Origin of the sequence: Haloplanus sp. CK5-1 (assembly GCF_037201915.1) — an archaeon.
In the GTDB taxonomy this organism is placed as follows: domain Archaea; phylum Halobacteriota; class Halobacteria; order Halobacteriales; family Haloferacaceae; genus Haloplanus; species Haloplanus salilacus.
In genome coordinates, this window is record NZ_CP147505.1 from 3,092,853 (window position 1) to 3,116,119 (window position 23,267).

Sequence of the window (23,267 nt, forward strand, 5' to 3'; positions counted from 1 at the left end):
CCTAGTCGTCCGAGGGCTGGCTCACGTCGGGGCTGAACGACCCCATCCGGAGGTCCACGTCCCCGGTACCGATGGCGACGGGCTTGCCGACGATGACGTTCTCGATGACGCCGTCGAGTTTGTCGCGCTCCCCGTGGATCGCCGCGTCCAGCAGGTGGTTGACCGTCACCTCGAAGGCGGCACGGGCGAGCACCGACTCCTTCGATCCCGAGATGCCGTGGCGACCGATGGACTCGATGGTGCCGCGGTTCGTCATGATGTCCGCGACCAGCATCAGGTGGCGGACGTTCACGTCGTCGAGACCCTGCTCCTCGAGGGTGTCCATCGTCTCGTTGATGATGGCCTCCCGGGCCGCCTCGACGCCGAGGTTGCGGTAGATCTCGTGGATGTTGTTACACGTGGTGCGGGAGGCGTCGACGCCCTCGATCTCGATCACGTCGCCGAAGGCCGACCCCTCGGTGTAGAGGACGAACTCCTCGCCGTCGTCGAGTGTCTCCTTGCGGATGACGACGCGGGAGACCTCCTCGATCCCCTTGAACACCACGTCGCGCAGTTCCTCGACGAGTTGGAGCAGTTCGCGGTAACTCGGCTCGGAGGGGCCGAACTCGATGAGCGTCCCCTCGCGCCGGGTCGAGACGCCGAGTGCGTCCTCGATCGTCTCTGCGATCTCGGCCGCGATCTCGCCGACGTCGCCGACGGTCGGCCACCGCTCCAGCAGCGTCTCCTCGTTCAGGTCGATCTGGACCAGCATGTCCGCGACGTTCGTCGAGACGTCGCCCAGCGAGAGGATCTTCGTCGACTCGATCGACCACACAACCTCGTGGGCGCGCTCGCGGTCGCTCGCGTACTCCTCGTCCAGATACACCGTCATCATCGGCGTGTCCGGCGTCTTCCGGGCGTCCACCAGTTCGATGAGGCGCGGCAGCCCCTGGGTCACGTCGATCTCCGCGACGCCCGCGTAGTGGAACGTGTTCATCGTCATCTGGGTTCCCGGTTCGCCGATGGACTGGGCCGACACCGTCCCCACGGGGTCGAGCGGGTCGACTCGCGTGTCGATGTACTTCGACTCGGTCGCGCGCGCAATCTCGTCGGCGCGCTCGGTCGGGACCGGCCCCCGCTCCTCGACGACCTCGTAGACGCGCTCTTTCAGCCGTCGGGGGAGTTCGGTGTCCTCGACGACCGCCTCGATGTCGTCGGTGACGTGTTCGTACTCGTCGGTCTCAGTCATCCGACTCCACCTCCATGCCCTGGGCCTTGTTCAGACCCGGACCGGCGTACTCCGAGAGGTTCGTCGGCGGTTCGCGACTGCCGAGGAAGCGCTCTTTCTCCTCTTCGGAGTCGAACTCGGCGTCGAGGACGCGGTCCGCGATCCCGTCGACGTCGATCGGGTTGTCGTCGTTCGAGGACACCTTCACCGGACTAGTGCCGTCCTCGCCGTACTCGAACTGGACGATGGTGTCGGAGGTGTCGCGGACGGTGCCGTCGTACTGCGCCTCGAGTTCGGAGAGGGCGTTGATCAGCCGACGCTGGAGGTAGCCGGACTTCGACGTCCGAACCGCCGTGTCGACCAGCCCCTCGCGGCCGCCCATCGCGTGGAAGAAGAACTCCCGCGGGGTGAGCCCGCCGCGGTAGGAGTTCTCCACGAAGCCGTGGGCCTCCGCCGAGAGGTCGTCCGGTTCGTAGTGACTCAGGGTGCGGTCCTCGTAGCCGCGGTTGATCCGCTCGCCCCGAACCGCCTGCTGGCCGACACAGCCGGCCATCTGGGTCAGGTTGAGCATCGAGCCACGGGCACCCGAGCGGGCCATGATGACCGCCGGGTTGTCCTCCTGGAAGTGGTCCTCGGCGATCTCGCCAGCGCTGTCGCGGGCCTTGCCGAGCGTCTGCATGATCTTCATCTCGAGAGTCTCGTCGACGGTCCGTCCCGGCAGCGACTCGAGTTCGCCCGCCTCGTAGGTGTCGATGAGGTCCTCGATGCGCTCGTAGGCGTTGCCGATGGCCTCGTCGACCATCTCGTCGGCCTCCTCGGGGATGGACTCGTCGTCGATCCCGAGCGAGAACCCGAAGTGCATGATCGCCCGCATCGCGAGCGCCGCGACCTCGTTGACGAACACGCGGGCGCGGGTCTCGGAGTACACCTTGGTGAGCGTGTCGACGATCTCGCCGCCGAACGCGCCGACCGCGTCCTCGTCGATGGTGCCCGAGACGAGTTGGCCGTCCTCGATCAGGACCGTGTCGCCCGCCGAACTCGTGAACTCCAGGTTGAGGTCGTCCGGCAGGAGTTCGGAGAAGACGGTGCGACCCGTCCAGTACGGCTCGCCGTCCTCCTCGCCGTCGGGGGCGGGCAGTTCGTCGACGCTCGTCGCACGCAACAGGTCGAGCGCCTGGGTCTCCGAGAAGTGGGGGTTCTCGTGGGTCAACAGGTAGGTCCCGCTGATGTGGTCCTGGATCGCCCCGATGATGTTCTCGCCGAAGCGCGGGCTGAGCATCTGCTCTTGGACGCGCATCAGGACACGCGCCTCGGCACGGGCCTCCTCGTTCTGGAGGGCGTGCATGTTCATCTCGTCGCCGTCGAAGTCGGCGTTGTACGGCGGGCAGACGGTGGTGTTCAGCCGGAACGTCTTGTACGGCATCACGACCACCTCGTGGGCCATGATCGACATCCGGTGGAGGGAGGGCTGGCGGTTGAAGACGACGATGTCGCCGTCGACGAGGTGGCGGTTGACCTCCCACCCCTCCTCGACTTTCGTCGCCAGTTCCTCACAGTTCTTCTCGGTCACCTTCAGTCGCCGGCCGTCCGGTCGGCGAACGTAGTTCGCGCCGGGGTGGCCCTCCGGGCCGTTGGCGACGTACTGGCGGGCCTCGTCGACGTTACGCTCGGTGACGTTCAGCGTCTGGGTCATCTCCTTTGCGACCCGGTCCGGGACGCCCACCTCGTTGAGGCTGAGGGTGGGGTCCGGGCTGATGACTGTCCGGGCGGAGAAGTTGACGCGCTTGCCGGACAGGGAGCCACGGAAGCGACCCTCCTTGCCCTTCAGCCGCTGGCTGAGGGTCTTCAGCGGTCGGCCGGAACGGTGTCGGGCCGGCGGCGTTCCCGATATCTCGTTGTCGATGAACGTGGTGACGTGGTACTGGAGCAGTTCCCAGAGGTCCTCGATGATCAGTTGGGGTGCGCCGGCCTCGCGGTTCTCCATGAACCGCTGGTTGATGCGGATGATGTCGACCAGTTTGTGGGTGAGGTCGTCCTCGGATCGCTGGCCGTTGTCCAGCGTGATCGAGGGACGAGCCGTCACCGGCGGCACCGGCAGGACAGTCAGGATCATCCACTCCGGTCGGGAACGCTCGGGGTCGACGCCGATGACCTCGATGTCCTCGTCCGGGATGTCCTCGAACCAGTCGCGGATGTCCGAGGGCATCAGTTTGTTCATGTCCTCCTCGGTCAGGTCCACGTCGAGGACCTTCTCCAACTTCTTGCGCGTCTCGCTCTTCGGGCGGAACTCACCCGCCATGATGTCGTTGACACGGTCGAGGTCGATACCGAGTCCCTCGGCCAGTTCCTGCGGTGAGGTCCCGTCGTCGTCCTCGTCGTCGGGGTCGGGCTGCATCGCTTCGGCGATGCGCTCGGAGTAGTCGCCCGCGAGGACGTCCTGCACCTCGTAGTAGGTGGTCGGCTTCTCGTGTTTGATGTCGTGCATCACGCCGCCACAGTCCGGGTGCGGGCAGTAGTTCTGCTTTCGCGCCTGCCGGACTGCCGCCTTCAACACGTCGTTGGGGTCGTTGCCGAGTTCCTCGGCACGCACCAGATTCTCGCGGTACTCGTCGCGTTCGTCCTCGGTGAGCGCGAGGCGCCCACACTCCCGGCAGGTCGACCGGAGGAGCCGCCGGATGAGTTTCGTGAAGCCGACGTGGATGACGGGCGCGGCGAGTTCGATGTGCCCGAAGTGGCCGTTACACGACCCGGAGTGTTGGCCGCAGGTTCGACACTCCAGTCCGGGGTCGATGACACCCAGACGGGGGTCCATCAACCCCATGTCGATGGGGTAGCCGTCGTCGTCGTAGGTGTCCGCGGTGATCACCTTCGTCGCGGACATGTCCCGATACGTCTCCGGGTCCATCAACCCGAACTGAATCCCGCCGATCTCTTTCGGTGTTTGCATTGACATTGTTACACTGCGTCCTCGAGTTCCAGCCGCGGTCGGATGCCCAGCGCGATCATCTCGTCGAGGAGGAGTTTGAACGCGTAGCTCACCTCGAGTTCGTGGATGTCGTCCTCGTCGCCGGAGACGGGGTCGTACACCCGCCGCTGGTCCGTGTCTTCGACCGCGACCATGCCGGTCTCGGCGCTGATGTAGACGTTCTCGCGGTCCGAGGAGTCGAGCAGGCGTTCCTTGAGCGCCATCGCCGCCCCGTGACCGATCAGCACCTCGCGTTCCATCTCGCCAACGCGCAGGCCACCTTCGCGGGCCCGACCCTCCGTGGGCTGGCGCGTGAGCACCTGCACTGGCCCGCGAGAGCGGGCGTGCAGCTTGTTGCTCACCATGTGGTAGAGCTTGTGGTAGAAGATGGTGCCGACGAAGATCTCCGCCTCGATCTTCTCGCCGGTCACCCCGGAGTACATGACCTCCTTGCCCGAGGAGTCGAAGCCGTGGTCGACGAGTGCGTCACGGAGCTCGTCCTCGTCTTCGCCTTGGAAGGCGGTGCCGTCGACGCGCCGGCCCTCCAGCGAGCCGACCTTGCCGCCCAGCATCTCCAGCACGTGGCCGACCGTCATCCGCGAGGGGAGCGCGTGCGGGTTGAGCACCAGGTCCGGCACCAGCCCCTCCTGTGTGAACGGCATGTCCTCCTGGGGTGCGAGGTGGCCGACGACCCCCTTCTGGCCGTGGCGTGAGGCGAACTTGTCCCCGAGTTCGGGGATGCGCTCGTCTCGCACCGAGACCTTCGAGAGCTTCGAGCCGTCTTCGCCCTCCATCAGCGTGACCGTGTCGACGACGCCGTCCTCGCCGGATCGCATCGTGACGCTGGTCTCGCGGCGTTTCTGCGGACTGAGGCCGCCCATATCGTCGGGTTCCTCGAGGAACCGGGGCGGACTGGTCTTGCCCAGCAGGACGGAGTTCTCGTCGACTTTCGTCTCCGGGTTGACGAGGCCGTCCTCGTCGAGGTGCGTGTAGGCGTCCTCGCCGCGGGCACCGCGCACGTCCTGACTCGGCACCTCGAAGCGGTCCTCCTGACCGCCGGGGTAGCGCCGTTCCTCGCCCTCGTACGTCCGGAAGAAGTGGGAGCGCGCCAAGGCGCGGTCGACCGATCCCTTGTTCATGACGAGGGCGTCCTCGATGTTGAACCCCTCGTAGGACATGACGGCGACGACGAAGTTCTGGGCCGCCGGCCGCTCGTCGAACCCGATCTGCTCGGTGGTCTGGGTCTTGACCATCGCCAACTGCGGGTAGTGCATCAGGTGCTGGCGCGTGTCCGGCCGAATGCGGTAGTTGGCCGCCGGCAGGCCGAGCGACTGCTTCATCATCCCTGCACCCATGGTGATCCGGGGCGACGCGTTGTGTTCCGGGTAGGGGATCATCCCCGCACCGATGCCGAAGATGAGCTGTGGGTCGATCTCGAGGTGGGTGTGGCGCTCGTTGATCTCCTCCTCGTCGACGGCGACGTAGATGTCCTCCTCCTCCTCGGCGTCGATGAACTCGATGTAGCCCCTGTCGACGAGCTGTTCGAACTCGAGATCGCCACGTTCGACCGCCTCGATCTCCTCGTCGGTGAGGAGGGGTTCGCCGTCCTCGACGACGATCAGCGGGCGACGGGCCCGGCCCGCGTCCGCGTTGACGATGACCTCGCGGGTGCGCTCCTTGACGGAGACGTTGACCATGTCGCTGACGTCGCCCCGCCGGCGCGCCTCGCGGATCTGTTCTGCAAGCTGTTCGGGGTCGGGGTGGGTGCCGACCAGACTGCCGTTGACGTATACTTTCGCCTCGCGTGCCTGAGCCATGTTAATCCGCCATCGAGTCGACGCCTTCGATTCCGGGGATGCCTTCGACCCCCATCGACGCCAGTTCGCGCTTGAGTCCCTGTTCGTCCTCCACGTTCTGGGAGAGCTCCATCGCCTGCGCGAAGTTCTTCACCAGACCGCAGTTCGGTCCCTCCGGGGTCTCGGAGGGGCAGATGCGACCCCACTGGGTCGCGTGCAGGTCCCGTGCCTCGAAGTGGGGCTGGGACCGACTGAGCGGGCTGCGAAGGCGCCGCAGGTGTGACAGCACGCCCATGTAGTCCGTCCGGTCGACCAACTGTGAGACACCCGACCGCCCGCCGACCCAGTTGCCCGTCGCGATGGGGTGTTCCAGCCGCTCGGTCAGCACGTCCGATCGCACGACCGTGTTGACCGTCAGCTGTCGGTTACGCATGTTCGCGCGTTCGAGTTGGTACTTCACGTCGCGGGCCAGTTTGTTGAGCGCCGTCCGGAACAGGTCCCGCATCAGGTCACCGCTGACCTTCAGGCGCTTGTTCGCGTAGTGGTCCTTGTCGTCGGCCTCTCGACGGTCGAGGGCGAGTTCGAAACACGCCTCGGCCATCCGGCAGAGGTAGTACGCCTTGTTGATGCGGACCTCCTCCTCGTCGATGCCCTCCTCGTGGAGGTGGGGCAGGAGGTAGCGGTCGATGACGTAGTTGGCGCGCTTGAGCTGGTAGTTTTTCCCCTGGCCGCCGGCGACGCGCTTACCGAGCGTCTCGATGGCCTCCTCCTCGCTCTGAACCTCGGCCATCTCCAGATTCTCCAGCATGAACTTCACGATCTCGGGGTCGTCGCTGACGCGGTGGACGATCTCCTCGTCGGATTCGAGGCCGAGCGCCCGAACCAGCGTCACGAAGTTGATGCTCCCCGACACCGAGGGGAAGGAGACTTCGAGGATCCCCTCGCGGTTGCGCTCACAGAGGACGAGTGCGCGGTAGCCGCGGCGCTGGCTGAACGTCTTGGCGACCTGGATCTCGTCGCCGTACTTCGTGTCGTACTCCGCGAGGATCTTGTTCGGCGCGAGGTCCTCGCTCGTCATCAGCACCCGCTCGGAGCCGTTGACGATGAAGTAGCCGCCGGGGTCGACGGGGTCCTCGCCGATGTCGATCAGTTCCTCGCGCGTCAGCCCCTCGATGTTGCACTTGCGGGAGCCGACCATGATCGGCATCCGGCCGACCTTCGTCTCGGTCGTGTCGACCGCGACTTCGTCCTCCTCCTCGCCGCCGCGGACGATGGTCATCTCCATGAACACCGGCGCGGCGTACGTGATGTTGCGGAGACGCGCCTCCTGAGGGTAGAGAAGTTCCTCGCTCCCGTCGGCCTCGCGGACCCGCGGCGTCTCGACGCGCACGTCGCCGAGTTCGACGAACACCGGTTCCTGCCCCTCCTTGTCGCCGATGTCGGTCTCGATGCGCTCCTTCTCGTCGACGACTTCCTGCATCCCCCGGTCCAGGAAGGCGTTGAACGATCGGAAGTGGTGCTCCGCGAGTCGTTCCTGCGAGAAGTACTCCCGCGAGATAGTGCGTCGACTCTCTCGGTTCATTCGACCACCAGTCGGTATACGGTTGCTCGGTCCGTCGTTCGCGAGTCGCGGACGATCTCTACGACGTCACCCGGTTCGGCCTCGTCGGGGAGCGCCGGGTCGCTCACCGTGATCTTCGGCAGGTTGGTTTTGCTGACGTTGTACTCCGACAGGACCTCGTCGACCCGGTCCGGGTCGTCGAGGACCGTATGCTCCGGAACCAGTTTGTGTTGGCTTACGTCTACCATGTGTGGAGTGGAGAAGTTATCACGAGATACTACGGCGCTATTGTAGACACAGCCATTTAACCCTTGTCAAAAGAGGGAAGCAGGGCTAACCGACCCGCCGACGGCGTCGCGTCGCCGGGAGCGCGTCACACCATGGCACACGCCCCGCCGATACAAAGCCGTTTCGCCACGCCCCACGACACCGGTCCCCACGGCGTCTCGAGATGGCAAGTCTTATTTCCCAGTCCCGGGTTGGTGTAGATGCGTTGGCCCGGATGGTGTAGTGGCCCATCATACGACCCTGTCACGGTCGTGACGCGGGTTCAAATCCCGCTCCGGGCGCTTTCTGTTGCGACTGACTGCCGAGCGACGAGCGTAGCGAGGAGCGAGGCACGGTCGCAACGAATCGCCACAGCGGCGATTTGTACCTGAGGACGAGCGAGCACCGCGAGCGAAGTCCTCCGGGTTCAAATCCCGCTCCGGGCGCTCCGTATTTTCAGCGTCTCTATCCTCATTTTGTGGATCAATCTATGGCGCATACATCGAGTAGCCGGTCGTGCGACCATGCACCAACGGTACGGTCACGGGTGAGGACTGCAGTGAACGACGAGGCCCGCCGGAGTACATCCTGTGAAGGAACACCGATGGTCGAATAGTGGCATAAATAAGTTTGCTCGCATGAGAAGCAAAACTCATCAGCAGTCCAGAGCTAGGCCCTAGTGGCGTTTCTTTTGGCACCCAACTTCTTTTTAAATACGCACGTTTGGGAGACACGGGTGCAAGGAAAGTGGGAATAGATGAGTGGTTAGGAAACAGGTTCGAAAACCAGCCGGTCTCGAAAGAAGTTGGTGACGCTGCGGACGATGTTTTTCCGGACCTGTGGCAGGGGCGAGTAGCTCCCAAGTACCGACTTATGATACTGAAGGAGTTCCTCAACCGTGACGGTGAGCCGTTGAAGAGGGGGAAGAACGGGGCATATCGTACGCGGGATGAAACTCGGTTCGACCGGGCAGTCTATGCCGTGTCACAAGCCGTTGACCGGGACGGAAAGGGCACGGTTGTGGGGTGCGCCCTCAGGATGTACGACGAAAGGGACGGTGCCACTGAGGAGTTCATCCGGGACTTGGGACGAATCGAGGACAAAATCGAATAACGATACCGGCAACGGTAGCGAATCGACCGATGGCTATCAGTAGACGTCATACGCATGAGCTCACCCACCGGCAACGGACTCCGATGAGTCCAATCTCGGAGACAGCGGGGGTTTGGACTATGGGGTAAAGCGAAACTGTGGGGTCCAAATCCTGCTCCGGACGGGTTCTATCGTAACCACCTGCCGAGCGACGATCGACCCGAAACGCGATCCCGACGGAGTGCCACAGCGAGACGCTACACCTGCTACGGAGAGTGTCGAGACCGTCCGTACGGTACATAGGGATATTGTCCGCTATTAGAAAGCGATTAACAGGAATGTGAGATAGGAGAGGTTGAACGTCGCTAGCGACTACAGTACTCACTCAAGCCATGAATACAGTACCACAGTTCGGAGACGACATCGAGGCACACCACGAACGACTCGATATCGAGACGCACGGTGCGGTCTACATCGTCGGCGACGTCCACGGAAGCCGGGAGGCGCTCGAAGCTCTCCTCGCAGACCTCGAATTGAACGACGACGACCTCGTCGTGTTCGTCGGTGACCTCGTCCGAAAGGGACCGGACAGCCCCGGCGTCGTCGACCTCGTCCGCGACGACCCCCGACTCGTGAGCATCCGTGGGAACAACGAACAGAAAATCGTCCGCGGCGACAAGACCCCCGAGTGGCTCCGGGACGGGGACCGGGCGTACTTCGAAGCGCTTCCCGTGGCCATCTCCTTCGACGACGCACTCGTCGTCCACGGTGGCGTCGACCCCGCTCGGCCCCTCGACGACCACACCGTCGAGGAGTTGTTGACGATGCGTTCGCCACGCGGCAACGGGTACGACGGGCCGTTCTGGTACGACGACTACGACGGGCCGTACCGCGTGTTCTTCGGACACACGGTCCACGACCGCCCGGTCGAACGGGACCACGCCGTCGGCCTCGACACCGGGTGTGTCTACGGTGGAGCCCTCACTGCGTACGACTACCGGAACGACGAGTTCGTCACGGTAGACCCGGCGACGACACACCAGAAACGCGCCGATTCGAAGGTCGTCAACCCGGTCTGAGCCCCGCTATTCGTACTCCGATCGAAGGCGGTCACGTGCCCCGGCACGAGTTTTGAAATAGCGGCGCTCGCCGTCGGCCGTTCGAACCGCCCAGTCGTACGTCTCGCTCTCGGGCCGGTACCACCGATCGGCATGCGTGTCGAACACGGGCGCGTCTCCTCCGTCCGAACGGGTGTGATCATCGTCGGTATCGTCGTCCGATTCCTCGGACTCGGATTCGGATTCGGATTCGGCGTCCCGATCACCCTCGGTAACGTCCTCGACGAGGAGTTCGGCGTCGATGGGGTCCGTATCGACCGCTATTCCAGGTCCGTGTTCGCCGTCGAGTGCCGCCTCCGTCGCGGCCATCAAGATTGCCTGCGTGTCCCGCACCGGCTCGTCGCCGGGCGACGACTGCTCGTAACTGCCGTCGGGTTGCATCACCCACCGACGGCGGTTATCCGTGAGCGACACTTCGAGGATGAACCGGAGTTGTCTGCGAAGCGCCGTGGATTCGACGGGGGTGACGGCCTCGACTCGATGGTCGAGGTTTCGGGTCATCCAGTCGGCCGACCCGATGTACCATTCGGGTGTTCCCCCGTTCTCGAAGTAGAAAATCCGGGCGTGTTCGAGGAACCGGCCGACGATCGAATGAACGGTGATCGTCTCGCTCAGGTCCGCTATTCCGGGCCGGAGTCGACAGATGTCCCTGACGAGCAGGTCGATCTCGACGCCAGCCATCGAAGCTCGGTAGAGTTCCTCGACCATGGACGGGTCTTCGAGACCGTTTATTTTCACGACGATCCGTGCTCGCCGACCGGCGCGGGCGTGGTCGGCTTCCCGGCGGACCATCTCCGTGAATCGGTCCCGCATCGTCACGGGGGCGATCAGGAGCTTTCGGAAGCGGTCGTCGAGCGTCGGACCGGTGAAGAAGTTGAACACCTTCGTGAGGTCGAGGCCGATGTCCCGGTCGGCGGTCAACAACCCCAGATCGGAGTACCCCTTCGCGGTTTCGGAGTGATAGTTTCCCGTGCCGACGTGTGAGTAGAGTTGGACGCCGTCGTCCTCCTGGCGGACGACGAGGGCAGTTTTGGTGTGTGTCTTCAGTCCGACGGTCCCGTACGCGACGTGAATACCCTCCTCTTCGAGTTGTCGGACCCACTCGAGGTTGTTCTTCTCGTCGAACCGGGCTTTGAGTTCGACCATCACCGCCACCTGTTTGCCGTTGGCGGCGGCGTCGATGAGGCTCTGGATGACCTTCGAATCGCTCGCAGTCCGGTAAATGGCTGCCTTCACCGCGAGCACGTCGGGATCGTTCGCCGCCGCGTCGAGGAACCGCTGGACGGTCCCCTCGAACGAGTGATACGGGTGGTGGGCGAGGATATCGCCGTTGCGAATCTCGCGGAAGATATCCATCTCCTGCGTGTCGCTCGTCGCTCCCAATCGGGGGTGTGCCTTCGGCGTCCAAGACGGGAATTTGAGTTCGGGGCGGTCGAGATCGACGAGCGTGAAGAAGTCCTCGAAATCGATCGGTCCGTCCCGATAGAACACCTCTCGGTCGTCCACGCCGAGATGCTCTTTGAGGATCGAGAGCGATTCGTCGGGCATATCCGAGTCGACCTCGAGGCGGACGATCGTCGCGAAGCGGCGCTGTTCCAGCACTTCCTCGACCATGTCGATCAGGTCCTCCGCGACTTCCTCGTTACGACGGACTTCGGCGTTCCGGGTCACCTTGAACTTCGATACGTCACGGATGTCGAGGCCGGGGAGGAGGAGATCGAGATTGCGCTCGATGAGGTCCTCGATGAGGACGTACCGGCCGGTCTCCCCGGGGACGTCTATCAGCCGGGGTTGGTTCGACGGGATTTTGATTCGGGTGAACGTCCGCTCGCCGTCCTCGTCCGATGAAAGCACGGCGAGGGAGAGCGAGAGGTTCGAGATGAAAGGGAAGGGGTGGGCCGGGTCGAACGCGAGTGGCGTCAGCGTCGGCAAGATCGACTCCTCGAACCATGTCCGCAGTTCGTCTCGCTTGGCTGCCGGAAGTTCCTCCAGCGTACGGATTTCGATCCCGTCGTCCGCGAGCGCCGGTTCCAGAACCGTCTGCCAGTATTCGGACTGCTGTTGAAAGAGCGGGCGGGCGGAGTCGAGCACCTCCCGCCACTGTTGTTTTGGTGTCCGACCGTCCGGCGTCGTCTCGGTCACGCCGGCATCGATCTGTTGTTTGAGCCCACCGACGCGTTTCATGAAGAACTCGTCGGTGTTCTTGGTGAAAAAGGCGAGAAATCGAAGTCGTTCGAGGGGCGGATTGCGCGCATCCATCCCCTCACGGAGCACGCGCTCCTGGAATTTGAGTTCGGAGAGCTCTCGGTTGAGGTAGTACTCGGAGTTTCTCGGATCGGGGTCGCTCACACAATCACCTTCGGGAAGAAATCTGTCCAGTACCGAACGCCGGCCGGGTAGGAGTGTAAGTAAGCAATCATATTGGTGTAGTCCGATAGCGTTTGCTCGTGACTCGGGTGGTGAAAGCCGATCCAGGTACAAGTAACCCGATTGATAGACATATTATCGGATATATATTCGTCGTGAGTCGGAACGCTCCGCGAGGATAGCGGCGGCCGAGGTGGAAGCGACCGAAAGGACTGTCGGGACGGCCACCGAAGACGGGGACGACGCCGAACTCGCGTGGGCGGACGAGCGGTCGCGCGAGCGCCGATCCAGCCGGACGACCAGAACGAACCCATGTCCGACGTCTCCATCACCCTCTACACGCGCGAGAACTGCCACCTCTGTGACGAGGCACTGACGACCATCCGGCGTGTCGCCGACGAGACCGGAACCGGCGTCGATGTCGAGACGATAGACGTCGACACGGATCCACAACTTCGGGCGGAGTACGGCGACCGCGTCCCGTACGTGGTCGTCGACGGTCGCCCCGCGTTCAAATACCGGATCGACGACGAGGAGATCCGGTCGCTGTTCGCCGAGGCGTGACCGTGGTCGTCGGATCGGGTCAGTCCGACGGAGCCCGAAGGACGACGTCCCCACGACCACGCACGACGACCCGAAACTCGTCGAAGAGGAAGGAGACGACCGTCTCGTCGGTGGCGGCCGACTCGCTCTCCCGGACGAGTACGTCCAGTGCGTCCGGATCGACGGCCGCGTTCAGCGGACCGAACGCGGTCGTCTCACGATCGGTCACCTCGGCGACCGTCTCGACGACCGCTGCGGAGGGGCGCGTCGTCGACCACTCGTACTGCGACTCGGCGATCGGTTCGTCGCGATCCGGCGGCTCGAAACCGTCCATCGTGTTCGTGTGACGTTCATACACTCCAGAGAACATAGTAGTATTGTGAGGATTCGGGTCACATCGTGGGGTATCGGCCGGTTCCCCGTTACCGATCGGCGTCGACGACGTCGCCGGGGGCGGTCCACGAGTCGGTCGAGAGGACGACGCCCGGTTGGACGCTGGTGTTGATGCCGGTCTTCGCCCCCAGACCGACGACGGTGCCGAAGTTCCGGCGACCGATCGGTTCGCCGCCGTCGCCCGCGGTGACCGGCGAGCCATCAGGAAGATGAACCGTCGGGTCGACGCTGATCCAGCCGGGGTCGTGCGGTACGGTGCGACGAGCGCGCGGTAAGAGTACGGTAGGTGACCGGTCGTGGTGATCGGGTCGGGGACGTATCGACGGCGGCGAGGAGGGGCGTGGCCAGCGAGGGGAGTGGGTGGCTCGTCCGGCGGGAGTCGGCAGATGGATCGAGCGGGACAGTTGGCGTGCCCCGGGACCGAAAGGACGTTCAAACCCCGTCTCGCGACGCACCACCGGCGATCAGCGCCGAAACCGGCAGACAGTCGCGACAGCCGTACACGGTGTCCTCGTTGTTCCCGAAGACGCGGGTGAAGCGGGGCGTGACGAACGACCCACATCGGTTGCACTCGGGCATGGGTCAGGTGACACGAGTGGGTCGGTGGATCGGAACGGGGCTGTACGCGTTTCGACGCCTCGTAGTGGGATAGTTTCGTACCATGTGACTTCCAGCCGGTGGAAGCGGCGACTGATGAACGGGACGGAAAAACAATCAAACGGTGACATTTTCGTGAGGATCGGGGTTGTGATTAATCGGGAGAACGCTCGGGTGTCGCCGGCGCGTCGCCGTCGGTCGGTGCTCGACGGGAGAGCTCAGCGGGTGGCGATGAGGAACGTGGGCTCTATCTCAGGTAGCCGAGCGATTCGAGGCGGTCGGCGGCCACCCTGTCGGTGGGTCGGCCGTCGTCCGATCCGGCGGGGTCGGACCGGCAGTCGGTCACGGGATCCACCCCGTCGAGTTCGCCGAGCAACTGGTCGAGCGCGAACGCCATATTGAGGTCGGCGTAGTAGAGGACGCGATGGGTGACTTCCGGATCGGTGGCGCGGCGTTACTTGTCGAGATCCGGCGTGAACAGTCCTCAGCGGAGACGAACACAGTTCCCCGTTCGGAGGTATCCACAGCCGCCGGACTGCCGGCGGCGGTAGACCGGCGTCGTAGTAGGCGCTCACCCCGCGGCGCGGACGGGGAAGAACGTCCCCTTCGGACCGACGCCCTGCTCCTATAGTAGCGTTTGTAACTGTCCGCACACCTGATCGAACGCAGTCATGCGATCAGGTGTGTGATGACTTACAAAGGCTACTATAGAGGACATCCGAGTCGTCGTCGAAACGAACTCGGAGGTGCGTTGCCGGTCGCCGTCTGTGAGCCAGTCCATACCCACCCGTAAGCCGAACGATCACCTAAGTAGACGGAGATTCCCGGCGGGCACGGAGCCGACAGGACCGAGACAGTCCATCCGGATCGGCCGCGCGTCCCCACCCTTTTGACCGCGTCGCTCGAACGCACGATCATGGGCGAGCGAACCTGCTACGTGGAGTTCTGCCCGGAGTGTAAGGCACCGGTTCCAGTCGTCGACGGCGAGTGCTCGGACTGTGGGGCGTCGCTGGAGTCGGCCTGATCGACGCGTTCGCTCGCCCGTGGGTCCGCGCCGCCGTGGGGCGTCTCCCGCTCCCGGATCCGGACGCCGTGGACCGACTCGGTGGCGTCGTCGACGACGACGGCCTCGCCGGGTTCGGCGGGAAGTCGGTCACGAAGCCGCCCCTCGAGATACGTCGGGGTGGCCGCCGACAGCGCCGCGACGTCGTCGCCCGCAGTGATAGTGTCTAGGGAACTGTTTTACCGATAGAGACGCTGGCGTTGGTAATGGGTCGGCTTGACGATATCACGCTCGAAGAACTCTACGATCTCAAGGACCAGATCGACGAAGGGAAGCCGCGAGAACGTGTTCTCGCGGCGATCGGGCGCAAGAAGGGCGATCAACTGGATACACTGGCTGACCGCCACGGTGTTGTCGAGAAAACGATTCGCAACTGGCTCGATCGGTTCAAGGAAGAACCGATCGAGCAGGCACCTTACGACGCTCCTCGACCAGGAGGTCCAGCAAAAATCGAGGGCAAAGATCGTGAGCGACTGTTCGAGCAGTTGCAACAGCCGCCGACCGAACTCGGATACGACCAGCAAGCGTGGTCAGCGAAACTCTTGCTTCATCACGCCAAAGAGGAATACGGCGTCGAATACCACGAAACCTACGCGTATGACTTGTTGAAAGAGGCCGGGCTGTCCTTGCGGACAGCACGGCCTCAACATCATGAAGCCGACCCTGAAGAGAAAACTGAGTTTCAGGAGACAGTCGAAAAAAACGGCCCGAACTAACCGAGAAAACTGTCGTTGTTGTCGATCAGTTCACCAAGCACGTCGGAACTGTTCAGCGACGTGGCTTCTACCCAATTGGCTCAAACCCGACAATAGAGGTTGCAACAGCGTGGGATTCAGTGACGGTGCTGGGCGCTGTCACCGACGACGGTGACAGCTTCTTCTGCTGGACAGAAGAGAATCTCACACGGAACCACGGGATTCGGCTGTTAGAAGCGCTGAAAGACAAGTTCGGTGAGGAGTTAGTGGTGTTTCTGGATCGAGCGGGTTACTTCTACGCGAGGGATCTGTGGGAGCACGTGAGTGGTGAGCGCGAGACCGAAACTGTCGGAGACAGTTCGGTCTCGTGCGTGCGAGGGGATGATCTCGAAGTGTGGTACTTCCCGTCGAAACTTCCCGAATTGAACGCTGTCGAAGGGTGCTGGGACCAATTGCAAGAGTGGTTCAAGTATCGCCTTATGCCAGATCTCTCGACGCTGAAAGAATGCATTCCACGAGGATTGAGCGCGATCACCGAACCGAACATCTGGCCGTATCTCACCGGTAAAGATTCGAACTAAACACTATGAGTCGGTGGGCGACCAACAGGTCGGCCTGCGAGACGGCCGTCGTCGGCAGGGCGCCGGGACGCTGGGTGGCGGCGATCAGCGAGACGCCCGGCGTCCGACCGCGGGTCAACAGCGTCTCCAGCGCCGACGACGCGACGCCGTCGAAGGCGGCGTGAGCCTCGTCGAGGAACACCCAGGGAAGTCGCGACGGGCGACCGTCGACACAGGCCGCGTACAGCCCCGACGCGACGGCGTGGATCAGGACCGACGCGGCGCGGTCGCCGAGCGTCGAGCAGTCGAGGACGGTTGCCTCGCCGGAGAGAAGCGCTGTGGCGTCGAGGCCGTCGGCGTCGAACACGTCCCACGAGTCGGCGAGCGTGAGGTGGTTCCGGGCGGCCCGTCGAACGCCGGCGTCGACGCCGGCCGCCTCGACGTGGGTCGCCATCCCGTCTAGCGTGTCGGCCGCGGCCGCGGCCTCCCACAGCACTGCCCCGACGGGGTCTGTCGGGGAGAGATCGAACAGGTCCGGCCAGGCCGCCGCCGGGAGCGTCGACGCGGGGACCGCGGGCGAGTCGACGACACGCGCCGGGACCACCGACCCGGCCGCGAGACCGTCGAACCCGCCCATCGGGTCGATCACCACGGGCGCGACGCCCGGGGCGCGCGCCGCGTCCTCCGCGAGGACGCCCAGCGTGTAGGACTTGCCGTAGCCACGCTTGCCGACCACGAGCGCCGCGTGAGGGCCATCCAGATCCAATCCGACCGCCGCGCCGTCGCTCCCGTCGGCGGCGCGGTAAGTGCCGAGGCGTGCGGCGGTCCCCTCCGTCCGGCCGTCGCGTCCGAGTACGTGCACGGTCCGGGCTGATCGCCCCATCGCTCATAAATCCGCGTCCGGAGGTTCAAGTGGAGAGCCGGGACCAGCCCGGCCCATGTTCGACGCGTTCCGAGCGGACCGCCGAGCGATCGAGGGGCTGCCGATCAGGCTGGTCATCGCGCTGGTCATCGGTGTCGCAAGCCTGAGTGTGATGATGAACATGCTGACCGGAATTCAGGGGCTGTCGACGACGGAACTCGACGTGCGCCCCGAACCGGAGGTGGTCGAACCGGGCGACCGGTCGATCGAACTCACAGTCGTCGGCGCGGACGGAACTGCCGTCGCGGACGCGACGGTACTGGTGAAAAGCGGGAGCGCCGACTTGAGTGGCGTCCGGACCGCGACCACCGACGAGAACGGAGTCGCAACCGTCTCGGCGACGCCGGCGCTCAGACCGAATCAGGACGAGGGGACGCTACTGATCGAGGTGAAACCGCCCGCGGGGAGCGGCTACGTCGATCGGCGGGGGAACACGAAGGTGCTCGTGGTGCGGGAGTAGGCCCCGACGGCGACACACGGGAGGGTGACTCGTCCGTGGCGGCGCTCGTCGGTACGATGCCGTGACGCGTCACCGCCGACGGTGGCCCCGCCCGCCGTCGAGTCGGTCGTCCCAGTCGATCCAGTTCTGCTCCCAGCCCGTCGGGGCGAAGTAGCCTTGGCGCTCGAACTCGCGGTCCTCGCGCTCGGTCCGGTTGCGCGCGACGCCGTCGGGCTGTTCGCCCTCGACGAGGAGCGGTGCGAGCGTCGCCGCCCCGAACTCCTCGACGACGGCAAACCCCTCCGGTGAGTCGTCGGCCTCGACGGCGACGAGCGTCGCCTCGGGCAGACCCATCGGCATCACCAGTCGACCGTCGGGGGCGAGTTGGTCGAGGAGGGCGCGGGGCGGACGCACCGCCGCCGCCTCGACGAGCACGCGGTCGAAGGGGGCGTACTCCGGGAGGCCGTCCGCACCGTCGCGGCGGTCGACGAGGACGCCGTCGTAGCCCGCCTCGCCGAGATTGCGCCGGGCGTCGAGGACGAGACGGCGAACGATGTCGACGGCGTGAACGTGCCGTTCGCCGACGAGTTCGGCCAGAAGCGCCGACGTGTAGCCGACGCCGACACCGACGACGAGTACGTCGTCCGCCGGGTCCGCGTCGAGGGCACCGACCAGCCGGGCGACCAGTTCCGGGGCCAGCACGTCGCTGCCGGCGTGGTCGCCGTCGCGGTTGTCGTAGGGCCGATCCTCGACGAACGCCCCGCGCGGGACCGTCCGCATGGCCGTTCCCAACCGTTCGTCGAGGCCGTCGAGGGCGTGGGCGACGCCGTCGACCATGTCCTCGCGCAACACCGCAGGATCCATATCCGACACTCGGGAGCGAGCGCTTATGAACCGTACGCTCCGTCAGTCGTCGGGCGAGCGCATCGGGACGAACCGGACGCCGCCGTGGGTCTCGCGGTCGATGCCGCCGTCGGCCCGGCGGGTCAGACGGAGGAGTTCCTGTCGGTCGCGGCCGACGGGAGCGACGATCCGGCCACCCGGACGGACCTGCTCGACGATTCGATCGGGGACCGACTCCGGGGCGCAGGTGAGGTACGCGCCGTCGTAGGGGGCTTTGGCAGGCCACCCGTCGAACCCGTCGCCGACTCGGACGCGAACGTCGTAGCCGAGTCGGTCGAAACGGTCGCGCGCTCGGTCGGCGAGCGCCCGTTCGACCTCGACGCTGTACACCGTGTCGTCGACGATTTCGGCCGTCACGGCGGCGTGGTAGCCACACCCGGTACCGACCTCGAGGATCCGGTCACCGGGGTCGGGCGCGAGCAGGTCGCTCATCACCGCCACCATGTGGGGGGCGCTGATGGTCTGTCCCTCGCCGATCGGGAGCGGGCGGTCCTCGTAGGCCGCCTCGCGACGGGATACCGGAACGAACTCGTGACGGGGGACGGCACGCAACGCTCGTTCGGTGGCCGGGCGGTCGATCCGCCCGGCGTCGAGCAAGCGATCGACCAGGTCGGATCGGGCACTGTCGAAACCCATGTCCCTACCACGGCGACCAGGCGGCCGACGTGGCGTCGCGGGCGTACACTCGCTTGACGTCCTTGGCGAAGACGGAATCGCCCTCGTGGTCGAGTTTCTCGAAGCGGTACTCCGGAGCGTCGTCGCGGACCTGCACGCCCGTGATCTCGAACTCCTCGTCGGCGAATGCTGCCGTCTCGCCGACGACGAACTCGTGATCGCCGGGGACCGCGACCGCGACGCTCCGGGAGGCGTCCTCGCGGCCGTCGTTGGGGTGGATCGTCACGTTGACGCGGACGTTGTCGACGGCGCGACTCCAGAGCGTGGCGACGTCCTCGACGGCGGCCTCCTCGACGCGGCTGTCGTCGCCGACCTCGATCGACGTGAGCCGGACCTGCATGATCGCCTCGGGCGTGTCGACGACGAACTCGTCGCCGACGGCGACCGTCTCCCCGTCGGGGAGGTCGAGCGTCGTCGAGGTCGACTCCTCGCCCTGCGAGACGACGACGTCGACGGTCGTCTCTCGTGGCGGTTCGTAGCGCTCCTTGTGGACGTGGTCGCAGTCCGTACACCGGACGGTGACCTGACCGCCGGGTTTCAGTACCTCGTGGACCGTCGTCCCCTCGGTCGAACAGGAGGGACAGGCGAGGGCGACGCGGTCGCCCGCGTCGGGGCCGGGATGTGTCATACCGAGTCGTAACCGGTCAGACGGTAAAAATCCGCCCTTCCGGTACGCGCCACGCCACGGGGCGACACGGCGCGTGGGAGAGCGGGAGACTACGCGGCCTCCGCTTCCGGATCGGGTTCCGGAAGGTCGATCACGTCGCCGTCGGCGTACACCGTCGGATCGCAGAGGATGCCGTCGAGGTGAAGGGGTGCCTCGACGTCGCCGCCGATGCCCGCGTCGTCGCCGATGGCGACGTGGACCGTCCCCGCGGCCTTCTCGTCCAGGAGCACCGAGCCCATCAACGCCGTCACGCCGACGTTCGTCCCGATGCCGAGTTCGGCGAGGTTGGTGGCGTCGCGGCCGACGTCCGCGCGGGCCCGATCGACCTGTTCGCGAACCGCGTCGTCGGAGATGTGCGTGACGTGGCCGTCCTCGACCTCGAACCGGATCGGATCGTCGAGGAGGCCGTGGGGCATCATCGTCCCGTCGACGACGTACGTCCCGTCGGCCGTCTCGGGACTGACGAAGGTCTCGCCGGCGGGCAGGTTCGAGAAGTCGCCGGGGTCGTGGACCAGTCCCGTATCCGAGAGCCACTCCCGGTCGCCGGGTTCGACGACGAGGTCCGTCCCCGCGGGGGTCGTCACGCGAATCTCGTCGGCGTCGGCGACCTGTTCGAGGACGGACAGGCAGTGGCGCTCGATGACCGCGTAGTCGGCGTCGAGGCCGGCGATCATCACGTCCTCGGTGATTCCGGGTAGGGTCGCGGCACGCGCGCCGGCGTCGGTCGCTCCCTGTCGGGCGCGGGTGTGGCTCAGGCTCTTGGTCGTCGGTGCGAGGACGACGTCGGCGTCGGCCATCGCGGCCGCCACCGGCGCGGGCGGTTCGGTGCCGTGTTGCTCGCCCGGCGGGTACCGCAGGAGGACGGTATCGTCGGTCACGTCGCTGGCGACGTCGTAGAGCGTCTCGCCGATGGGGAGGCGGTCGTCGTCGGTGACGACGGCACAGGACTCCCCGGCCTCGAGGGCCATACACTGGTGGATCGCCGTCTCGGCGGCGGCGTAGAGCGGATCCGACATACGAGGACACAGGACTGCGGGCCCGTTAGCCCTTACCCTCCACCGCGGGGGTGGTCACAGGGCGGTGGTCGGCCCTCGACGGCGCGTGTGGCCGTCCGAGTCGGGCAACGAGGCTCGAAACGATTATCCCCGTCGGTCGTCGACTGCGCGGTATGACACAGGTGGGCGTCAACGGGTACGGCACCATCGGCAAACGCGTCGCTGATGCGGTCGTCGCACAACCGGATATGGAGCTCGTGGGCGTCGCCAAGACGCGGCCGAACTTCGAGGCCGAGACGGCCGCGCGCAAGGGCTATCCGCTGTACGCTGCGGTGCCGGACCGCGCCGACCGGTTCGAGGAGGAGGGTCTCGCCCTCGCGGGCACCGTCGACGACCTGGTAGCGGCGTCGGACGTCGTCGTCGACTGCACGCCCTCGGGCATCGGCGCGGAGAACCGCGCGCTCTACGCCGACCACGACACGCCCGCGGTCTTCCAGGGCGGCGAAGACGCCGACGTCGCCGACGTGAGTTTCAACGCGCGGGGCAACTACGCCGAGGCGGTCGGGGCCGACTCGGCCCGCGTCGTCTCCTGTAACACGACGGGACTCTCCCGGATCCTCACACCCCTCGACGAGACGTACGGCGTCGAGAAGGCTCGCGTCACGCTGGTTCGACGGGGCGGCGACCCCGGACAGACCGGACGCGGACCGATCGACGACATCCTCCCCGACCCGGTGACCATCCCCTCCCACCACGGTCCGGACGTGAACACGATCCTCCCCGACGTCGACATCGACACGCTGGGGATGAAGGTGCCGGCGACGCTGATGCACACCCACAGCGTCAACGTGACGCTCGAAGAGGCGGTCGACGCCGCGGACGTGATCGACCTGTTCGAGGACGAACGACGACTCTTTCTCGTCCCGCCGGGCGCCGACATCGACGGCGCGGGCAAACTCAAGGAGTTCGCCGACGACGCCGGCCGGCCGCGGGGCGACCTCTGGGAGAACTGCATCTGGGAGGAGTCGATCACCGTCGAGGGGCGGGACTGCTACCTGTTCCAGGCGATCCACCAAGAGAGCGACGTGGTGCCCGAGAACGTCGACGCCGTCCGGGCACTGCGGGGCGACGCCGACGCCGAGGCGAGCATGACGACGACCGAGGAGTCGATGGGGATCGGCCTCGACTACCGGGGCTAACCCCGGTCGTCCCGGTTGCGACAGAGCGCGTCGACCGCGGGGAGCGACTCGCCGGTGAGCGCCCGGACGTACGCCCCGCCCGCGATGGAGACGTGCGAGAAGTAGTCCTCGTCGATACCGTACAGTTCGATCGCACGGGAGGTGTCGCCCCCGCCGACGACCGAAAAGCAGTCGGTCGAGGCGATGCTCTCGAGGATCCCGACGGTGCCGTCGGCGAACCGTTCGTCCTCGAAGACGCCGAGGGCCCCCTTCACGAACACGACCGACGAGTCCTCGATGACGGCCCCGTACCGGTCGACGGTGTCCGATCCGACGTCGAGGAAGGGGTGGTCCTTCCGGACGCCGTCGACGGCGAACTCGGTTCGTTCGCCGTCTCGCTCGCTCGCCAAGTCGGTGGGGAGGAGGATGCGGTCGCCACGTTCGGCGACCAGTTCCCGGATGCGCTCCTCGTTGGCCTCCCACTGGTGGTCGTACAGCTCCGTCCCGTCGACGTCGTAGCCGACGTCGTGACCCGCGGCCCGCAAGAAGAGCTCGCCCACGATGCCGCCCAACAGGTAGTGGTCGATGGCCTCGTCGAGGGCGGTCATCACGTCGATGACGTCGGTCGCCTTCGCGCCGCCGAGCACCATCGTCACTTGCCCGTCGAACTCGCGGTTGGCGATGCTGGTGTTGGCCTCGTACTCCGCCTCCATGACGCGCCCGGCGTAGGCCGGGAGGACGAGGGGAAAGCCGACCAGCGAGGCGTGGGCGCGGTGGGCCGCCGAGTAGGCGTCGTTGACGTAGCAGTCGAACTCCGGGGCAAGGGTTCGGACGAAGGCGCTGTCGGCGTGGACCGACGGGTCGCGTTCGGGGAGTTCGTCGTCGGTCATCCGGACGTTCTCTAGGAGGAGCGCTTCGCGGGCGTCGAGGCCGCGGATGGCCTCGACCGCCGATTCACCGTAGACGTCGTCGACGAAGTGGATGGGCGCGCCGACGTGTTCGGCCAGGATGTCGGCGTGTTGGGAGAGTGAGACGAAGGAGTCCCGACCCGGTCGGCCCTGGTGAGCCATGACGACGACACGATGCCCGGCGTCGACGAGTTCCCGGACGGTCTTGGCGTGCCGGGAGAACCGTCGGTTGTCCTTGACGATGCCGTCCTCGACCGGCGAGTTGAGGTCGACCCGGACGAGGACGCGGTTTCCGGACTCGATGTCGTCGAGCGTCTCGAACATTTCCTCGTCTCCCCGATAGCGGGTCGAGTATT

The 23,267-nt window shown here is 65.5% G+C and carries 23 protein-coding genes, 1 tRNA gene and 1 pseudogene; 10 read left to right on the forward strand and 15 right to left on the reverse strand.

Annotation, left to right across the window (positions count from 1 at the left end; all coding sequences use genetic code 11):
* Position 1: 1 nt before the first annotated feature.
* From rpoA2 to NBT81_RS16425, 5 genes are read right to left on the reverse strand one after another with little or no spacing between them, the layout of a single operon-like run.
* The gene (gene rpoA2, locus NBT81_RS16405) at positions 2-1,228 is read right to left on the reverse strand and encodes a DNA-directed RNA polymerase subunit A'' (protein ID WP_338739961.1); all 1,227 of its coding nucleotides are present in this window, start codon (positions 1,226-1,228) and stop codon (positions 2-4) included.
* Positions 1,221-4,154, reverse strand: a complete 2,934-nt coding sequence (locus tag NBT81_RS16410) for a DNA-directed RNA polymerase subunit A' (RefSeq protein WP_338742578.1) — start codon at positions 4,152-4,154, stop codon at positions 1,221-1,223. The genes rpoA2 and NBT81_RS16410 overlap by 8 nt, the downstream gene beginning before the upstream one ends.
* 8 nt (positions 4,155-4,162) lie before the next feature.
* Positions 4,163-5,989: a DNA-directed RNA polymerase subunit B gene (gene rpoB, locus NBT81_RS16415; RefSeq protein WP_338739963.1), complete on the reverse strand. Its 1,827-nt coding sequence runs from the start codon at positions 5,987-5,989 to the stop codon at positions 4,163-4,165.
* Position 5,990: 1 nt separating this feature from the next.
* A complete protein-coding gene (locus NBT81_RS16420) occupies positions 5,991-7,550 on the reverse strand; it encodes a DNA-directed RNA polymerase subunit B'' (protein WP_338739965.1) in 1,560 nt (519 codons plus the stop codon).
* Positions 7,547-7,777, reverse strand: a complete 231-nt coding sequence (locus NBT81_RS16425; protein ID WP_338739966.1) for a DNA-directed RNA polymerase subunit H — start codon at positions 7,775-7,777, stop codon at positions 7,547-7,549. The genes NBT81_RS16420 and NBT81_RS16425 overlap by 4 nt, the downstream gene beginning before the upstream one ends.
* A gap of 248 nt (positions 7,778-8,025) precedes the next feature.
* Between NBT81_RS16425 and NBT81_RS16430 the strand changes: the two genes are divergently transcribed.
* The 3 genes from NBT81_RS16430 (at position 8,026) to NBT81_RS16440 (ending at position 9,967) form a co-directional block, all read left to right on the forward strand.
* A tRNA-Asp gene (locus tag NBT81_RS16430) sits at positions 8,026-8,098 on the forward strand.
* A 421-nt stretch (positions 8,099-8,519) separates the two neighbouring features.
* Positions 8,520-8,909: a hypothetical protein gene (locus NBT81_RS16435; RefSeq protein ID WP_338739967.1), complete on the forward strand. Its 390-nt coding sequence runs from the start codon at positions 8,520-8,522 to the stop codon at positions 8,907-8,909.
* Positions 8,910-9,280: 371 nt separating this feature from the next.
* Entirely contained in the window at positions 9,281-9,967 is a 687-nt protein-coding gene (locus tag NBT81_RS16440; RefSeq protein WP_338739968.1) for a metallophosphoesterase family protein, read from the forward strand.
* 6 nt (positions 9,968-9,973) lie between these two features.
* Here NBT81_RS16440 and ppk1 read toward each other — a convergent pair whose 3' ends face one another.
* Positions 9,974-12,355, reverse strand: coding sequence for a polyphosphate kinase 1 (gene ppk1 / locus NBT81_RS16445; protein WP_338739969.1), 2,382 nt, complete (start codon positions 12,353-12,355; stop codon positions 9,974-9,976).
* A 330-nt stretch (positions 12,356-12,685) separates the two neighbouring features.
* Here ppk1 and NBT81_RS16450 point away from each other — a divergent pair, with 330 nt between their 5' ends.
* Positions 12,686-12,937 (forward strand): glutaredoxin family protein, encoded by a 252-nt coding sequence (locus NBT81_RS16450; RefSeq protein ID WP_338742580.1) that lies wholly within the window; start codon positions 12,686-12,688, stop codon positions 12,935-12,937.
* A gap of 19 nt (positions 12,938-12,956) precedes the next feature.
* On the opposite strand, the gene NBT81_RS16455 is transcribed toward NBT81_RS16450, so the two are convergent.
* Entirely contained in the window at positions 12,957-13,250 is a 294-nt protein-coding gene (locus NBT81_RS16455) for a HalOD1 output domain-containing protein (protein WP_338739970.1), read from the reverse strand.
* A 154-nt stretch (positions 13,251-13,404) separates the two neighbouring features.
* Here NBT81_RS16455 and NBT81_RS16460 point away from each other — a divergent pair, with 154 nt between their 5' ends.
* Positions 13,405-13,584, forward strand: coding sequence for a hypothetical protein (locus NBT81_RS16460; RefSeq protein WP_338739971.1), 180 nt, complete (start codon positions 13,405-13,407; stop codon positions 13,582-13,584).
* A 157-nt stretch (positions 13,585-13,741) separates the two neighbouring features.
* Here NBT81_RS16460 and NBT81_RS16465 read toward each other — a convergent pair whose 3' ends face one another.
* Positions 13,742-13,888: a DUF7563 family protein gene (locus tag NBT81_RS16465; protein ID WP_338739972.1), complete on the reverse strand. Its 147-nt coding sequence runs from the start codon at positions 13,886-13,888 to the stop codon at positions 13,742-13,744.
* Between the two features lie 265 nt (positions 13,889-14,153).
* Positions 14,154-14,303 (reverse strand): hypothetical protein, encoded by a 150-nt coding sequence (locus tag NBT81_RS16470; RefSeq protein WP_338739974.1) that lies wholly within the window; start codon positions 14,301-14,303, stop codon positions 14,154-14,156.
* Between the two features lie 590 nt (positions 14,304-14,893).
* Here NBT81_RS16470 and NBT81_RS16475 point away from each other — a divergent pair.
* The 3 genes and pseudogenes from NBT81_RS16475 to NBT81_RS16485 form a co-directional block, all read left to right on the forward strand.
* Positions 14,894-15,139 carry a hypothetical protein gene (locus NBT81_RS16475; RefSeq protein ID WP_338739976.1) on the forward strand — a complete coding sequence of 82 codons (246 nt, stop codon included), beginning with the start codon at positions 14,894-14,896 and terminating at the stop codon, positions 15,137-15,139.
* Between the two features lie 36 nt (positions 15,140-15,175).
* Positions 15,176-15,685: an IS630 family transposase gene (locus NBT81_RS16480; RefSeq protein ID WP_338739297.1), complete on the forward strand. Its 510-nt coding sequence runs from the start codon at positions 15,176-15,178 to the stop codon at positions 15,683-15,685.
* Positions 15,686-15,756: 71 nt separating this feature from the next.
* Positions 15,757-16,245, forward strand: a pseudogene (locus NBT81_RS16485) (IS630 family transposase); the annotation flags it as partial.
* Here NBT81_RS16485 and NBT81_RS16490 read toward each other — a convergent pair.
* Positions 16,223-17,086: an ATP-binding protein gene (locus NBT81_RS16490; protein WP_338739977.1), complete on the reverse strand. Its 864-nt coding sequence runs from the start codon at positions 17,084-17,086 to the stop codon at positions 16,223-16,225. The pseudogene NBT81_RS16485 and the gene NBT81_RS16490 sit on opposite strands and share 23 nt — an antisense overlap.
* Before the next feature lie 76 nt (positions 17,087-17,162).
* On the opposite strand from NBT81_RS16490, the gene NBT81_RS16495 reads away from it, so the two are divergent.
* Positions 17,163-17,606, forward strand: coding sequence for a DUF7382 domain-containing protein (locus NBT81_RS16495; protein ID WP_338739978.1), 444 nt, complete (start codon positions 17,163-17,165; stop codon positions 17,604-17,606).
* A gap of 69 nt (positions 17,607-17,675) precedes the next feature.
* Here NBT81_RS16495 and NBT81_RS16500 read toward each other — a convergent pair whose 3' ends face one another.
* The 4 genes from NBT81_RS16500 to NBT81_RS16515 all read right to left on the reverse strand — a co-directional run bounded on the left by NBT81_RS16500 (position 17,676) and on the right by NBT81_RS16515 (position 20,846).
* The gene (locus tag NBT81_RS16500; protein ID WP_338739979.1) at positions 17,676-18,449 is read right to left on the reverse strand and encodes a protein-L-isoaspartate O-methyltransferase family protein; all 774 of its coding nucleotides are present in this window, start codon (positions 18,447-18,449) and stop codon (positions 17,676-17,678) included.
* 42 nt (positions 18,450-18,491) lie between these two features.
* Positions 18,492-19,124 carry a protein-L-isoaspartate(D-aspartate) O-methyltransferase gene (locus NBT81_RS16505; protein ID WP_338739980.1) on the reverse strand — a complete coding sequence of 211 codons (633 nt, stop codon included), beginning with the start codon at positions 19,122-19,124 and terminating at the stop codon, positions 18,492-18,494.
* A gap of 4 nt (positions 19,125-19,128) precedes the next feature.
* Entirely contained in the window at positions 19,129-19,791 is a 663-nt protein-coding gene (locus tag NBT81_RS16510) for an HVO_0476 family zinc finger protein (RefSeq protein ID WP_338739981.1), read from the reverse strand.
* An 89-nt stretch (positions 19,792-19,880) separates the two neighbouring features.
* On the reverse strand, positions 19,881-20,846 hold the full coding sequence (locus tag NBT81_RS16515) for an aminopeptidase (RefSeq protein WP_338739982.1): 966 nt from the start codon (positions 20,844-20,846) through the stop codon (positions 19,881-19,883).
* Positions 20,847-20,998: 152 nt separating this feature from the next.
* Here NBT81_RS16515 and NBT81_RS16520 point away from each other — a divergent pair, with 152 nt between their 5' ends.
* Positions 20,999-22,024 (forward strand): type II glyceraldehyde-3-phosphate dehydrogenase, encoded by a 1,026-nt coding sequence (locus NBT81_RS16520; RefSeq protein ID WP_338739983.1) that lies wholly within the window; start codon positions 20,999-21,001, stop codon positions 22,022-22,024.
* Here the strand turns inward: NBT81_RS16520 and NBT81_RS16525 are convergent.
* Positions 22,021-23,235: a phosphoglycerate kinase gene (locus NBT81_RS16525; RefSeq protein ID WP_338739984.1), complete on the reverse strand. Its 1,215-nt coding sequence runs from the start codon at positions 23,233-23,235 to the stop codon at positions 22,021-22,023. The genes NBT81_RS16520 and NBT81_RS16525 overlap by 4 nt on opposite strands.
* Between the last annotated feature and the right edge of the window lie 32 nt (positions 23,236-23,267).